At 73.2% G+C, this 13,023-nt stretch carries 16 protein-coding genes; 8 read left to right on the top strand and 8 right to left on the bottom strand.

All coding sequences use genetic code 11. The annotated features are described in order from the left end of the window. Positions 1-49 precede the first annotated feature (49 nt). Positions 50-553: a metallophosphoesterase gene (locus ACIP98_RS06070; protein ID WP_319660620.1), complete on the top strand. Its 504-nt coding sequence runs from the start codon at positions 50-52 to the stop codon at positions 551-553. Between the two features lie 51 nt (positions 554-604). Here ACIP98_RS06070 and ACIP98_RS06065 read toward each other — a convergent pair whose 3' ends face one another. Together ACIP98_RS06065 and ACIP98_RS06060 are read right to left on the bottom strand one after the other, a co-directional pair. Then, positions 605-2,194 carry a hypothetical protein gene (locus tag ACIP98_RS06065; RefSeq protein ID WP_319660619.1) on the bottom strand — a complete coding sequence of 530 codons (1,590 nt, stop codon included), beginning with the start codon at positions 2,192-2,194 and terminating at the stop codon, positions 605-607. A 104-nt stretch (positions 2,195-2,298) separates the two neighbouring features. Continuing rightward, the gene (locus ACIP98_RS06060) at positions 2,299-2,493 is read right to left on the bottom strand and encodes a hypothetical protein (RefSeq protein WP_018534760.1); all 195 of its coding nucleotides are present in this window, start codon (positions 2,491-2,493) and stop codon (positions 2,299-2,301) included. 368 nt (positions 2,494-2,861) lie between these two features. Here ACIP98_RS06060 and ACIP98_RS06055 point away from each other — a divergent pair, with 368 nt between their 5' ends. The 4 genes from ACIP98_RS06055 to ACIP98_RS06040 are packed head-to-tail and all read left to right on the top strand — an operon-like array spanning position 2,862 to position 6,297. Then, positions 2,862-3,275: an ankyrin repeat domain-containing protein gene (locus ACIP98_RS06055; RefSeq protein ID WP_319660617.1), complete on the top strand. Its 414-nt coding sequence runs from the start codon at positions 2,862-2,864 to the stop codon at positions 3,273-3,275. 47 nt (positions 3,276-3,322) lie between these two features. Next, complete coding sequence (gene zwf, locus ACIP98_RS06050; RefSeq protein WP_319660616.1) at positions 3,323-4,858, top strand: glucose-6-phosphate dehydrogenase; 1,536 nt, start codon at positions 3,323-3,325, stop codon at positions 4,856-4,858. Next, positions 4,855-5,850, top strand: a complete 996-nt coding sequence (gene opcA / locus ACIP98_RS06045) for a glucose-6-phosphate dehydrogenase assembly protein OpcA (protein WP_319660615.1) — start codon at positions 4,855-4,857, stop codon at positions 5,848-5,850. Before zwf ends, opcA begins: the two co-directional genes overlap by 4 nt. Before the next feature lie 30 nt (positions 5,851-5,880). Then, positions 5,881-6,297: a hypothetical protein gene (locus ACIP98_RS06040; protein ID WP_319660614.1), complete on the top strand. Its 417-nt coding sequence runs from the start codon at positions 5,881-5,883 to the stop codon at positions 6,295-6,297. Between the two features lie 65 nt (positions 6,298-6,362). Here ACIP98_RS06040 and ACIP98_RS06035 read toward each other — a convergent pair whose 3' ends face one another. From ACIP98_RS06035 to ACIP98_RS06025, 3 genes are read right to left on the bottom strand one after another with little or no spacing between them, the layout of a single operon-like run. Beyond that, positions 6,363-6,986 (bottom strand): TetR/AcrR family transcriptional regulator, encoded by a 624-nt coding sequence (locus tag ACIP98_RS06035; protein WP_319660613.1) that lies wholly within the window; start codon positions 6,984-6,986, stop codon positions 6,363-6,365. Further along, a complete protein-coding gene (locus ACIP98_RS06030; protein WP_401973950.1) occupies positions 6,967-7,815 on the bottom strand; it encodes an oxidoreductase in 849 nt (282 codons plus the stop codon). The genes ACIP98_RS06035 and ACIP98_RS06030 overlap by 20 nt, the downstream gene beginning before the upstream one ends. A 28-nt stretch (positions 7,816-7,843) precedes the next feature. Beyond that, positions 7,844-8,716 (bottom strand): aldo/keto reductase, encoded by an 873-nt coding sequence (locus ACIP98_RS06025; RefSeq protein WP_319660612.1) that lies wholly within the window; start codon positions 8,714-8,716, stop codon positions 7,844-7,846. Positions 8,717-8,842: 126 nt separating this feature from the next. Between ACIP98_RS06025 and ACIP98_RS06020 the strand changes: the two genes are divergently transcribed. After that, the gene (locus ACIP98_RS06020) at positions 8,843-9,070 is read left to right on the top strand and encodes a helix-turn-helix domain-containing protein (RefSeq protein WP_319660611.1); all 228 of its coding nucleotides are present in this window, start codon (positions 8,843-8,845) and stop codon (positions 9,068-9,070) included. 4 nt (positions 9,071-9,074) lie between these two features. Here the strand turns inward: ACIP98_RS06020 and ACIP98_RS06015 are convergent, their stop codons facing one another. Together ACIP98_RS06015 and ACIP98_RS06010 are read right to left on the bottom strand one after the other, a co-directional pair. Further along, positions 9,075-9,611, bottom strand: coding sequence for a GNAT family N-acetyltransferase (locus tag ACIP98_RS06015; RefSeq protein WP_319660610.1), 537 nt, complete (start codon positions 9,609-9,611; stop codon positions 9,075-9,077). A gap of 14 nt (positions 9,612-9,625) precedes the next feature. Beyond that, the gene (locus ACIP98_RS06010; protein WP_319660609.1) at positions 9,626-10,198 is read right to left on the bottom strand and encodes an XRE family transcriptional regulator; all 573 of its coding nucleotides are present in this window, start codon (positions 10,196-10,198) and stop codon (positions 9,626-9,628) included. A 149-nt stretch (positions 10,199-10,347) separates the two neighbouring features. On the opposite strand from ACIP98_RS06010, the gene ACIP98_RS06005 reads away from it, so the two are divergent. Then, positions 10,348-10,662, top strand: coding sequence for a hypothetical protein (locus tag ACIP98_RS06005; RefSeq protein ID WP_319660608.1), 315 nt, complete (start codon positions 10,348-10,350; stop codon positions 10,660-10,662). A 29-nt stretch (positions 10,663-10,691) separates the two neighbouring features. Here ACIP98_RS06005 and ACIP98_RS06000 read toward each other — a convergent pair whose 3' ends face one another. Beyond that, positions 10,692-11,732, bottom strand: a complete 1,041-nt coding sequence (locus ACIP98_RS06000) for a LacI family DNA-binding transcriptional regulator (protein WP_319660607.1) — start codon at positions 11,730-11,732, stop codon at positions 10,692-10,694. A 100-nt stretch (positions 11,733-11,832) separates the two neighbouring features. Between ACIP98_RS06000 and ACIP98_RS05995 the strand changes: the two genes are divergently transcribed. Next, entirely contained in the window at positions 11,833-13,023 is a 1,191-nt protein-coding gene (locus ACIP98_RS05995; RefSeq protein WP_319660605.1) for a phytanoyl-CoA dioxygenase family protein, read from the top strand.

Genomic DNA, 13,023 nt, shown 5'->3' with positions numbered 1-13,023 from the left:
GCCGTGCGGGTCCCGCGCCCCGGCGGTCCCGGGCGGCTAGCGTGGACGAGTGCGTCTACTTGTGATGTCCGATACGCACGTGCCCAAACGTGCCAAGGAGCTGCCGTCCGAACTCGTGGGCCTGATCGCGCACGCGGACGTCGTCCTCCACGCCGGCGACTGGGTGGACGAGGCGACCCTCGACCTGCTCCTGGCGCGCGCCCGGCGCGTGATCGGCGTCCACGGGAACAACGACGGCCCTGGTCTGCGCGTCCGGCTGCCCGAGGTCGCGCACGCGGAGCTCGGCGGGCTGCGGTTCGCCGTCGTCCACGAGACCGGGCCGGCGCAGGGGCGGGAGCGGCGCTGCGAGGAGCGCTTCCCCGATGTGGACGTGCTCGTGTTCGGCCACAGCCACATCCCCTGGGACTCCACGGCGCCCGGTGGCATGCGGCTGCTCAACCCGGGTTCGCCGACCGACCGCAGGCGGCAGCCGCACTGCACCTACCTGACGGCGGAGGTGGCGGGCGGCGCGCTGACGCACGTCGTCCTGCACCGGCTGCCGCCGCGCCCCTGACGTCGCACCTACCTCCTACCTCGTACCTCGCACGTCGAACGCCGGGAGCGGTCAGTGCTCCAGTGCCGGTCCGCCGGCCGGCCGCATCCGGGCGCCCGCGGGGGCGTCCGGCACCGCCGCCGCGTCCTTGACGAAGGCCACGCCGGCCGGCGGCAGCAGGGACAGCACCGCCTGCCGGTGGGTGTCGCTGGTCTCCTCGTCGTACGGGTCCGGCGTGGCGGGCACCTGCATGCGCAGTACCGGACCGGAGCCCAGCCGCGCGTAACCGCGTCCCGGGGGGACCTCCGCGGCGGACGTCGTGCCCTGGGGCGCGCCCAGTACGGCCTGCGTCTGGTCGGCGGTCACCGCTCCCAGCAGCACCCGTGCCCGGGTGTGCGCGACGACCACCTGCGACAGCGCGTCGGCGGTGTCCAGCTGGTCCGCGACGGCCACGGTGACCCCGGCCCCGCGCCCGTGGCGCAGTGGTACGTCCAGCAGTTCCTGCGGGTCGGGCCGACCCTCGGCGTGCGCGAGCTGGGTCAGCGCGGTCGGCCGGTCGACCAGGATCCACAGCGGGCGCCGCACGTCGTCCGGAGCGCCCCGGCCGGCCTGCCGGGCCCGGTTGACGGCGATGAGGCGCCGCTCGGTCTCGTGCGCCGCCCACTCCAGGGTGGCCAGCGTGCCGGCGAGCCCGCTCTCCACCGCCAGTACGCCCGGCCGGCCGTTCAGGCACGCGTACTCCCCGGTCCCGCTGCCGTCGATGACCACGAGGTCGCCGTCCGGGAGGGCCTGCAGCGCGATGGAGCGCAGGAGCGTCGTGGTGCCGGTGCCCGGCCGGCCGAGCGCGAGCAGGTGCGGCTCGGTCGAACGCGGCCCGGTGCGCCACACCACCGGCGGCGCGTCGCGGACCTCCTCGCCGTCGGTGACGGGCACGGTGCGCTGCACGGCCTCGGCGTCGGTGAAGCCGAGCACGGTCTCGCCGGGCGCGGTGACGAAGCGCTGCGCGGCGATGCCGGTGGGCAGCGGGGGGAGGGCGCAGAGGGTGAGGTGGTTCTCCTCCTCGTTCCAGTCGAAGCGGTACTCCCGGCCGCGTCCGGCCTTGGCGTGCAGGACGTGCTCCACGCGGGCCCGCGACACGGCCTCGCCGTCGGTGAAGTACGCGGGGTACTTCAGGTGCAGCCGGGTCAGCCGCCCGTCCTCGAACTCGTAGTCGCCGAAGACGTTCTCCCAGCTCCCGTCGTGCGCGTACAGCGGGCTGGGGTCGCCCGGGTCCGACAGGTAGGGCACCAGCGACTCGTACAGCGCGGTCAGCCGGTCGTTCTCCGCGCCGCTGGGACCGCTCGGCGCCGGGGTGCGGTCCCGGCCCATCCACGCCGCGGAGCCCATGAGCGCGGCGACGGCCAGGTAGGCGCCGTACGGGAGCAGCACCAGGAGCAGGAAGCCCGCCCCGACCGAGGCCATCAGCGCCGGGCCGCGGCGGTCCTGCGGGGTCTTCCCCCACCAGTCGCGCAGCCAGCCGAGCTGGCGGCGCATCCCGCGGGAGATCACGATCAGCGGGTGGAGCACATCGGTGGCGCTGTCGGCGACGCCGCGCGCCATGTCGCGCCCGCGGGCGAGCGCGAGGCGGCTGCTCAGCAGAGTGGGGAGGGGGCGCCGGACCACGAGGAGCTCCAGGGATCGTTGCGGGACGGGAACGGGAACGGAGACGGGCCCGGTGCGGGGAGGCGCGCCGGGCCCGGTGCGTGGACCGTGCGGTGACGGCCCGGCTAGAACTTGATCCCGCCCAGCAGGCTCGCGAGGCTCGCCCCTCCGGCCTTGATGCTCGGGGCGATGGCGGTGCCCGCGAGGTAGAAGCCGAACAGGGCGCAGACGAGTGCGTGGGAGGCCTTGAGGCCGTCCTTGCGGAAGAACAGGAAGACGATGATGCCGAGCAGGACGACGCCTGAAATGGACAGGATCATGGGGCTACTCCTGTGTGATGGGGACTGTCACCATGAGTTGTTCCAGAATTACAGAAAGTAATAAGATCTGAAAACCGGCAAATGAGTGATTTATGGAGAAATTCGCCTGATCAGCCCTCAGGGGCGGTTTCTCCGGCGTGATCCTTGCCGGTCGCCCGGCGTGTCATGTGGCAGGCCCCGCCGACGGAGCAGTGAAGTCCCCCGAACGAGTGATCGTCGCCGCCAGGGTTCGGCCATGGCTTCTCGTACCGTCCCCACCGGCGGATCGGGCCGGAACCGGGCATGCGGCGGGTGTGAAGGTGGTTGACGCTGCATAAGGTGGATCACACGGATCCCGCGCAGTCCCCCGTCCATTCGAGTGAGGAACGATGAGCGAGCCGACCCCGCAGGCCGAACCGGCGCACGACCCCGAGGTGCTGCAGCTCGCGGCCAAGGTCTTCGACCTCGCCCGCCAGGGCGGAACCGAGACCCTGGTGGCCTACGTGGACGCCGGTGTGCCCGCGAACCTCACCAACGACCGGGGCGACACGCTCGTGATGCTCGCCGCCTACCACGGTCACGCCGCCACCGTCACCGCGCTGCTGCGGCGCGGCGCCGACCCCGACCGTCCCAACGACCGCGGCCAGACCCCGCTGGCCGGTGCCGTGTTCAAGGGTGAGGACGAGGTCGTCCACGCCCTGCTCGACGCCGGGGCCGACCCGGCCGCCGGCACCCCGTCCGCCATCGACACCGCCCGCATGTTCGGCAAGACCGAGCTGCTCGAACTCTTCGGCGCCGCGTGATGCCGCGCGCCGCGACGACCCGACGTACCGCGAAGAGAAGTGGACCCATGACGGAAACCGACAGCTGGATCAATCCGCTGCGCGATCCATCCGACCGGCGGCTGCCCCGCATCGCGGGCCCCTCCGGCCTGGTGATCTTCGGGGTGACCGGTGACCTGTCCCGCAAGAAGCTGATGCCCGCCGTGTACGACCTCGCCAACCGCGGGCTGCTGCCGCCGGGCTTCTCGCTGCTCGGCTTCGCCCGCCGCGACTGGGCGGACGAGGACTTCGCCCAGGTCGTGCACGACGCCGTCAAGGAGCACGCGCGCACCCCCTTCCGCGACGAGGTGTGGCAGGAGCTCTCGGCCGGCATGCGCTTCGTGCCGGGCGACTTCGGCGACGACGAGGCGTTCGAGAAGCTCCGTGTCACCGTGGACGAGCTGGACAGGGCCCGGGGCACGAGCGGCAACTTCGCCTTCTACCTCTCCGTGCCGCCGAAGTTCTTCCCGCAGGTCGTGCAGCAGTTGAAGAAGCACGGCCTGGCCGACGCCGCCGCGGGGTCGTGGCGCCGGGCGGTCATCGAGAAGCCCTTCGGGCACGACCTGGCCAGCGCGCAGGAGCTCAACCGCGTGGTCCACGAGGTCTTCCCGCCCTCCCAGGTGTTCCGGATCGACCACTACCTGGGCAAGGAGACGGTCCAGAACATCCTGGCGCTGCGCTTCGCCAACACGATGTTCGAGCCGCTGTGGAACCGCTCGTTCGTCGACCACGTGCAGATCACCATGGCCGAGGACATCGGCATCGGCGGTCGTGCGGGCTACTACGACGGGATCGGCGCGGCGCGCGACGTCATCCAGAACCACCTGCTGCAACTCCTGGCGCTCACCACGATGGAGGAGCCCGCGGGGTTCGACGCCAAGGCCCTCCTGCGGGAGAAGCTCAAGGTGCTGCAGGCCGTCCGGCTCCCGGACGATCTGGGCAAGCACACGGTGCGCGGGCAGTACGCGCACGGCTGGCAGGGCGGCGAGGAGGTGCCCGGCTACCTGGAGGAGGAGGGCATCGACCCCAAGTCCAAGACCGACACCTACGCCGCGATCAAGCTGCAGATCGACAACCGCCGCTGGGCGGGCGTGCCCTTCTACCTGCGCACCGGCAAGCGGCTCGGCCGGCGGGTCACGGAGATCGCGGTGGTCTTCCAGCGCGCCCCGCACCTGCCCTTCAGCCGTACCGACACCCAGGAGCTGGGGCAGAACGCCCTGGTCATCCGCGTCCAGCCGGACGAGGGTGTGACCGTGCGGTTCGGTTCGAAGGTGCCGGGCACCTCGATGGAGATCCGGGACGTGTCGATGGACTTCGCCTACGGCGAGTCCTTCACCGAGTCCAGCCCGGAGGCGTACGAGCGGCTCATCCTGGACGTGCTGCTCGGCGACGCGAACCTCTTCCCCCGCCCGCAGGAGGTGGAGGAGTCCTGGCGCATCCTCGACCCCGTCGAGCAGTACTGGGATCAGCACGGCAAGCCCGAGCAGTACACCGCCGGGACCTGGGGTCCCGTCGCGGCGGACGAGATGCTCGCACGAGACGGCAGGAGCTGGCGCCGGCCATGAACATCGACCTCACCAACACCACCTCGGCAAAGATCAACTCGGCGCTGGTGCGGGCCCGCAGGAGTGTGGGCAGCCCGGCCGTCGGCATGGTGCTGACCCTCGTCATCGTCACCGACGAGGGCAACCACTACGACGCGCTCAAGTCCGCCTCGGACGCGTCGCGCGAGCACCCGTCGCGCATCCTGGTCGTCATCAAGCGGCCCGGACGCTCCGCGCGCGAGCGCAAGAGCGCCCGCCTGGACGCCGAGGTGCGGGTCGGCGGCGAGACCGGAACCGGCGAGACCGTGCTGCTGCGGCTGCACGGCGAACTCGCCGACCACGCCCACAGCGTGGTGCTGCCGCTGCTGCTGCCCGACGCGCCGGTCGTGGTCTGGTGGCCGGTCGACGCCCCCGACCACCCGGCCGAGGACGCGCTCGGCGCGCTGGCGCAGCGCCGCATCACCGACGCCTACGCCGTGGAGCGGCCGCTGCAGCAGATCGACGCCCGCGCGGCCTCCTACGCCCCCGGGGACACGGACCTGTCCTGGACCCGGCTGACGCCCTGGCGGTCCATGCTGGCCGCCGCGCTCGACCAGGCCCGCGCCACCGTCACGTCCGCCGCCGTGGAGAGCGAGGCGGACAACCCCAGCGCCGAACTCCTCGCGCGCTGGCTCGGCAACCGCCTGCGGGTGCCGGTCGACCGGGTCGTCACCGACGGACCGGTGGTCACGGCGGTGCGCCTGCGCACCGCCGACGGCGAGATCCACATCGACCGCCCCGAGGGCCCGCTGGCGACCCTGTCCATCCCCGGGCAGCCGAGTCGGCACCTCGCGCTGAAGGTGCGCACCACGGCCGAGCTCATCGCCGAGGAACTGCGCCGCCTCGACCCGGACGAGATGTACGCCTCGGCCCTGCGCCACACCGAGGCCGCCGAGCCGCCGCGCCGCGCGAAGACCACCGCCCGCAGCACCGCGAAGCGCGCGACCCCGGCAGCACCGGAGGCCGCCAAGTAGACCGACTGCCGCACGAGCACGCCGGGTGCCGTGCACACCGCCGCAAGCGCGAGCATCGCGGCCGTGGTGAACAGCCAGCACACCACGACCGTCAGCGCCGACTGCGTGTGTGCCCGCCACCCGGCGCGCCCGCTCCTGAAGGTGAACCGCGCGTGCAGTTCCGTCGCCAGCACGGTCGAGACCACGGTCACCAGCGCGTTGGCCACGGCGAAGTCCACCGGCCCCGACAACACGACCAGCACCCATGAGGAGACCAGCCCCACACCTCCGCCGCACAGCGTGAAACGGGCGAACGCGGCCGGCGTGCCCGACGCGGAGCCGGTGTCGGAGGCGGGGGCGGCGTCGGCGGCGGAGGGGGCGGACTCCGGGCGTCGGCGGCGGCGGATCCGGTTCCCGGTCATGGTGTCCATGACCGAAGGCTGCCCTTCCCCGCTGACAGGGCGCTGACCGCGCGCTGACACGCCCCCGGCGCACGACGGTGCGCCCGCCGGTACGCCCGCCTTCGGGCCGTCTCAGGCGCCGTCCGCGAGCAGTCCGTGCAGCGCCGCGAGGGCGACGGCCCCGGCCTGTTCCTCGTCGAGCGGGGCGTGACCTGTCATCAGGCGGAAGACGAGCGGCCCGAAGAGCAGATCGGTCGCGGTGCCCGCGGTGACCCCGGGCCGGGCCCTGCCCTCGGCGACGAGGCGGTCCCACAACTCGGCGACGGCCTCGCGCCGTGCCTGCAGGAAGTAGGTGCGGAAATAGGGAGCCCCGCCGGCGTCGGTGGCGCAGGCGGCCAGCAGCTGGCGGAAGACCCTGCCGCTGTCGCCGGAGAAGAACCCGCTGACGCGGCGGACCTGTTCGCGCAGATCGGTCACCGCGTCGCCGCTGTCGGGCAGCGGGATCGCGTCCGCCATCCGCCGGCCGAAGGCCTCGGCGGCGACCGCGGTGCGCGAGGGCCAGTGCTTGTAGATGGTCATCTTGCTGACGCCCGACCGGGCGCTGACCGCGTCGACCGTGGCGGCCGCCAGCCCGCCCTCGGCGAGCAGGTCGGCGGCCGCGGCCAGGACCGCCTCCCGCGCCCGCACGCTGCGCGGATGCAGCGAGGGGGCGGGGACGGCGGGGTGGGGGTGCGGCTCAGCCGGTGGCAGCGACATCGTCGTAGTCCGTACTGGTGGCCACCGAGCGCCACCGTTCCAGCTCGTCCGCCATCGAGTGCAGCTTGGCCTCGATCCGTTCGACGCTGTCCGGCCCCAACTGCAGGCGCAGCGGCGCCTTGTCGCTGCCCCCCAGGCCGACGATGACGCGGGCGGCCTTGACGGGGTCGCCGGGCTGGGCGTGGTTGTGCTCCGGGGCCGTGTCCCGTGTGCCGCCGGCGGTGGGCGCGTAGTCCTCGATCAGGTTCGCCTCGGTGTGCAGGCTTGAGCTGTCGAGGAAGTCCGTCCGGAAACGGCCCGGTTCCACGATGGTCACCTGGATGCCCAACGGCCCGACCTCACCGGCGAGCGCCTCGGACAGGCCCTCCACGGCGAACTTCGTGGAGGCGTAGACGCCCCAGCCGGGCGTGCCGGTGAAGCCGCCCACGGAACTGATGTTGACGATGTGGCCCGAGCGGCGGGCGCGCATTCCGGGCAGGGCCGCGCGCAGCACATTGAGGGTGCCGAACACATTGGTCTCGTAGACCGCCCTGGCCGCCGCGTCCGAGACCTCCTCGACCGCGCCGAGCACGCCCCGGCCCGCGTTGTTGACCAGGACGTCGATGCCGCCGAACCGGTTGGCCGCCGCCTCGACGGCGGTTCGCGCCTGCTGCTCGTCGGTGACGTCGAGCGGCAGCGCGAGGAGTGCGTCGCCCGCGTCGGGGAAGAGCGCGGTCACCGCCCGCGGATCGCGCGCGGTGGCCGCGACGACGTGTCCCGACTCCAGGGCGGCGCGGGCGATCTCCGCACCCAGGCCCCGGGAGGCGCCGGTGATGAACCAACTGCTCATGGTGGACCGCCCTCTCCGGCCGCGGCGATCAGACCGCCGCGGTCAGTGCGTCGAACTGCGCTTCGGTCAGGGTGAGTCCGGCCGCCGCGATGTTGTCCTCCAGGTGGCCCACGCTGGACGTGCCCGGGATCGGCAGCATGTTGGGCGAGCGCTTCAGCAGCCACGCGAGCGCCAACTGCGAGGGGGACGCGCCCTGCTCGGCGGCGATCCGCTCCAGGGGACCGCCCTGCTTGGCGAGTTCGCCGGTGGCGAGCGGGAACCACGGGATGAAGGCCATGTCGTGCCGCTCGGCGTACCCGAGCACGTCCTCGGCGGCGCGGTCGGCCAGGTTGAAGCGGTTCTGCACGGACACGATCCGCGCCGTCCGCGCGGCCTCGTCGATGTCGCCGGTGCTCACCTCGCTGAGCCCGATGTGCCGGATCTTGCCCTCCTGCTGGAGCGCGGCGAGCTCGCCGACCTGGTCGGCGACGGGGACCTCCGGGTCGATGCGGTGCAGCTGGAGCAGGTCGATCCGCTCCACGCCGAGGTGGCGCAGGTTGAGCTCCACCTGCTGGCGCAGGTACGCGGGCCGGCCGACCGGGACCCACCCGCCCGGACCGGTCCGCACGAACCCGACCTTCGTGGCGATCACCAGGTCCTCGGGGTAGGGGTGCAGTGCCTTGCGCAGCAGCAGGTCGGCGGTGAACGGCCCGTAGGCGTCCGCGGTGTCGATGAACGTGACGCCGAGCTCCACCGCGCGCCGCAGGACGCGCACGGCCTCCTCCGGGTCGCGGGGGTCGCCCCAGACCCCTTCGCCGGTGAGCTGCATGGTGCCGTACCCCAGGCGGTGCACGGGCAGGTCGCCGCCGATGGCGAAGGTGCCGGAATCGCGGGCGCTGGTGTCCGCGCTGATCGATGTCATGAGGAACCTCCTGTGCGAACTATACGTACAGTATGGATCCGTGCCCGGCGTTCCGCGACGCATCCCCGACGGACGTATGACAACGGGGGGTTGACGTTGACAACGGGGGGTTGTCATCGTGGCGGCATGGCCGACACCAAGGACCTTTCCGCGTACGAGCCCACCTTCGACCGCATCAGGGAGGCGCGGGCACAGGCCGTCCACCACGCCCGCCTCGCCAACCGCTTCGCCGCCGAACGGCGCGAGCTGATGCAGGGACTCCTCGAGCAGGGCGTCTCCCAGTCCGACATCGCCCGCGCCCTCGGGGTGAGCCGCCAGGCCGTCCAGAAGATGCTGGCCGTCCCCGCCTCCTGAGGCCTCAGGCGCCGTGCGCGGCGTCCGTGAGGGACTTGAAGAAGAACGTCGTCGGGCGCGGCACCCCCGCCGGGTCGGTGGCGTGGCCCGGTACGACGCCGTAGGACGTCCAGCCCGCCGAGCGGTACAGAGCGTCGGCCGGGCTGCCGGTCTCCGTGTCGAGCAGCAGCAGGGTCGCGCCGCCGCCTGCCGCGGCCCGTTCCGCTGTGCCGAGCAGCCTGCGGCCGAGGCCCCGCCCGCGGGCCCTGCGGTGCACCATGAGCTTGACGACCTCCGCGCGGTGCCGCCCGTTCGCCTTCTCCTCCCGGGCGAGACTCACCGTCCCGGTCAGCCCTTCCGCGTCCCGGGCCGCCCAGACCGCCAGCCGGCCGTCCGCGACCGCGGCGGCCCTGCCCCGCCACCACTCCAGCGCCTCGTCCCGGCCGAAGGGCGCGAGGAAGCCGAGCGAGGCGCCCCCGGCCACGGCGTCCGCCAGCAGCGCCGCCAGGCCGGGCGTGGCTTCCCGCAACTGCGCCGCGGAGAGCGGGCTGATCGCGTCCATGGCGGTGGTCTCCTTCAGGGGAGTACGACGACGACGGCGTAGCGGGCGGACTCCGGCCCCGCGCAGCGGTAGCGGGACGCGCCCCACAGGCGGAAGCGGAGGCAGTCGCCGGGGGCGAGGTCATGGACCCGGTCCTGCACGGTGACCTCCAGGGCGCCCTCGCGCACCCACACGTGGTGCTCCAGGCCGGCCACCGGCGGGTGCTCGTACGCGATGTCGGCGCCGGGCCGCAGCACCCCCTCGATCACCTCGGCGCGCAGTCCGGGGTGCGGCGGTGACACGGAGCGGCGCACGAACCCGGTGGGCCCGTCGGTCCACACCCGCTGCTCCGCGGCACGCACCAGTTGCGCGGGCTCGCTCTCGACCTCGGCCAGCAGCCGGGACATGGTGCGTTCGTACGCCGCGCCGAGCCGGCCGAGGAGCGCGGCGGTGGGGCTGATCTCGCCGCGTTCGAGCCGGGACAGCGTGGAGCGGCTGATGCCGGTGCGCGCGGCCAGCTCCTCCAGCGACCAGCCCCGCTCCGCCCGCAGCGCGGCGAGGCGGGCGGCGAGCCGGGCGTCGACGGAGTCTGGATCGATGTCTCTCATATACGGGAATCTATCCCGGATGCGGGACAAAGGACAGGGCGGGGTCCGGAGCCGGGTGCCGGATCGCTCGGCAGGCGCGCCCCCGCACGGTCGGCGACAATCGCCGACAGTGACCGGTGGGACCGCGGGACGAGAGGACGACGGACGCCATGGACCAGATGCCTGCCGCGCTGCGGCACATCAGTGACCGCGAGAAGGAGCTGTCCCGCGGGGCGAGCATCTACCACGACACCCCCGTGCGGCACACGATGGAGTTCGCCTGGCAGCAGCCCGACGGAGCCGGTCACGAGGTGCTGGCCGTCATGGGCTGCAGCGGGGTGATCCCGATCCCGGCGGCCGGTCAGGACATCGCCGTGCACGACCGCGACGTGCGGGTGGTCTCGGTGGTCACCACGTACACGCGCACCCCCGACGAGGGCACCCCCATGCTCCACACCAGGGTCTGCATCGCCCCGGGCGCCTGATCCGCGGCGCGCCGACCGCCTCCCCGGGGTCATTGGTCCGGTCGCGTGAAGCCCATGGGGGTGTTGTACGGGGTGATGACCTGGATGGGCGAGGGCCACGCGTGCGCGGCGCCCGGCAGCGCCCGGTGCGCCTGCATGACGATCTGGCAGGCGTGCCGCATGTCCTGGCGCAGGTCGTGGTGGAGCACCGCCGACAGACGGCCCTCGCGCAGCAGCCGCGTGTTGTCGTGGTCGAGGTCGTGCGCGACGAAGACCCGGCAGTCGCGGCCGAGGGCGTCGAAGGCCTCCACGGTGGCGACGTTGCCGCCGCCGATCGAGTAGACCGCGCGGATCTCCGGGTCGCGGCGCAGCGCGCCGAGCACCAGCTCGCGCAGCGTGTCGTCCAGCCCGTCGCTGTCGGTGATCTCCACCAGCGCGCGCTGCGGCCGCAGGGATCGCAGCGTCGCGCGGAACCCCATCTCGCGCTCCTCCTCGCCCCGGAAGAAGCCCCGGCTGATGGTCACCAGCACATTGCCGGGCCGGTCGCCCAGCCACTGCCCGACCAGGTAGGCGGCGGTGGCGCCCGCCGCCCGGTTGTCGATGCCGACGTACGCCAGCCGCCCGCTCGCCGGGAGGTCCGTCACCAGCGTCACCACCGGGATGCCGGCCGCCGCGAGCCGTCCGACGGCGGCCGTCACCTCGGGCACGTCCGGCGCCTTGAGCAGTACGCCCTGCGAACCGCGCTCGGCGATCCGGTCCAGCACGGCGACCAGCCCCGCGACCGGCCCGGACTCCCGGAAGTGGAACCGCGAGCGCATCACCGCGGGCCGCAGGGACGGCAGTTCGGCCTCCAGCGCGCCGCGCACCGCCGTGGAGAAGCGCTCCGGGGCCTGCATCACGATGTCGATCATGAAGGTGCGGCCGCCCAGGCGAATCTGCGCGTGCTGCCGCCGCAGGTCGGCGACGGCCTGGTGGACCTCGCGCGCCGTGCTCTCGCGCACCCCGCCACGGCCGTTGAGCACGCGGTCGACGGTGGCCTCGCTGAGACCGGCCTGGCGGGCGATCTCGCGGATCGGGAAGGGGTGGCCCATGGGCTCGTTCCTGAAGGGTTTTTGATGGGTTTCTGCGGTTGATTGACGGACTGCCGTTCCTAGACTGACAGGAAATCCCCGCCCGTCGAAAGGACCCCCGATGTCCTTCACGTCCCTCACCGCCGCGGGACCGCGGATGTGGCTGTCCGAGGACGACTGCGACCTCGACGCCCTGCGCGCGCTGACCGAGCAGGCCACCGATCCGCGCGACCACCCGCACGCCGAGGCCGTCGAGCACGGCGTCCCGCTGTACGACAGCGAGCGGCTGCTCGCCCTGGCGGCCACGCCGGACGGCCGCCGCGAGGCCCAGGCCGAGCTGGCGCGGGCCCTGATGGACGGTCCAGGGATCGTCGTGCTCCGCGGGGCCTTCCCGGACGCGGACGTCCTCGACCGGGCCACCGAGGCCTTCGAGGGCCTCATCCGCGACCAGCGTGCCGCCGGCACCGGCGCCGGAGACCACTTCGCCCGGCCCGGCGCCAACGACCGGGTCTGGAACGCCATGGAGAAGCTGGCCGTGGCCGCCCCCGCGGTCTTCGCCGCGTACTACGCCAACGAGGCCGTGGCCCTGGCCGCCACCGCCTGGCTCGGCCCCGACCACCAGATCACCTCGCAGATCAACGTGGTGAACCCCGGTGGCGCCGCGCAGACCGCGCACCGCGACTACCACCTCGGCTTCCTGTCCGGCGAGGCCGCCGCCCGGTTCCCCGCGCACGTCCACCGCCTGTCGCCCGTGCTGACCCTCCAGGGCGCCGTCGCGCACTGCGACATGCCCGTCGAGAGCGGGCCCACTCTCTACCTGCCGCACTCGCAGAAGTACGAGCCGGGCTACCTGGCCTGGCGGCTGCCGGAGTTCCGGGCGTACTTCGAGGAGCGGCACGTGCAACTGCCCCTGGCCAAGGGCGACGCCGTCTTCTTCAACCCCGCGCTGTTCCACGCCGCCGGCCACAACCGCTCCGCGGACATCCGGCGGATGGCCAACCTGCTCCAGATCTCCTCCGCCTTCGGGCGGGCCATGGAGACCGTCGACCGCGAGGCCATGACGAACGCCGTGTACCCGGAACTGCTGCGGATGAAGGCGGCCGGCGCCGCCGCCACCGCGCTCGACACGGTGATCGCGGCCACCGCCGAGGGCTACCCCTTCCCCACCGACCTCGACCGCGACCCGCCGGTGGACGGCCTCGCCCCGCCCTCGCAGGCCGACACGGTGCGCCGCGCGCTCGGCGAGGAGTGGAGTCCGGACATCCTGCGCGCCGCGCTGCGGGCCGCCGCCGAACGCCGTACGAGCCGATAG

The sequence above is a fragment of the Streptomyces sp. NPDC088354 genome (genome assembly GCF_044753585.1).
GTDB lineage: Bacteria > Actinomycetota > Actinomycetes > Streptomycetales > Streptomycetaceae > Actinacidiphila.
The sequence above is the reverse complement of the archived record's forward strand: the minus strand, read 5'-3'. Positions and strand labels throughout refer to the sequence as shown.

Bases quoted from the DNA above. Each gene is read 5' to 3' on its own strand.
- ACIP98_RS06060 (WP_018534760.1), bottom strand. From the start codon at position 2,493: ATGATCCTGTCCATTTCAGGCGTCGTCCTGCTCGGCATCATCGTCTTC.
- ACIP98_RS06055 (WP_319660617.1), top strand. From the start codon at position 2,862: ATGAGCGAGCCGACCCCGCAGGCCGAACCGGCGCACGACCCCGAGGTG.
- zwf (WP_319660616.1), top strand. From the start codon at position 3,323: ATGACGGAAACCGACAGCTGGATCAATCCGCTGCGCGATCCATCCGAC.
- opcA (WP_319660615.1), top strand. From the start codon at position 4,855: ATGAACATCGACCTCACCAACACCACCTCGGCAAAGATCAACTCGGCG.
- ACIP98_RS06035 (WP_319660613.1), bottom strand. From the start codon at position 6,986: ATGTCGCTGCCACCGGCTGAGCCGCACCCCCACCCCGCCGTCCCCGCC.
- ACIP98_RS06030 (WP_401973950.1), bottom strand. From the start codon at position 7,815: ATGAGCAGTTGGTTCATCACCGGCGCCTCCCGGGGCCTGGGTGCGGAG.
- ACIP98_RS06025 (WP_319660612.1), bottom strand. From the start codon at position 8,716: ATGACATCGATCAGCGCGGACACCAGCGCCCGCGATTCCGGCACCTTC.
- ACIP98_RS06020 (WP_319660611.1), top strand. From the start codon at position 8,843: ATGGCCGACACCAAGGACCTTTCCGCGTACGAGCCCACCTTCGACCGC.
- ACIP98_RS06015 (WP_319660610.1), bottom strand. From the start codon at position 9,611: ATGGACGCGATCAGCCCGCTCTCCGCGGCGCAGTTGCGGGAAGCCACG.
- ACIP98_RS06010 (WP_319660609.1), bottom strand. From the start codon at position 10,198: ATGAGAGACATCGATCCAGACTCCGTCGACGCCCGGCTCGCCGCCCGC.
- ACIP98_RS06005 (WP_319660608.1), top strand. From the start codon at position 10,348: ATGGACCAGATGCCTGCCGCGCTGCGGCACATCAGTGACCGCGAGAAG.
- ACIP98_RS06000 (WP_319660607.1), bottom strand. From the start codon at position 11,732: ATGGGCCACCCCTTCCCGATCCGCGAGATCGCCCGCCAGGCCGGTCTC.
- ACIP98_RS05995 (WP_319660605.1), top strand. From the start codon at position 11,833: ATGTCCTTCACGTCCCTCACCGCCGCGGGACCGCGGATGTGGCTGTCC.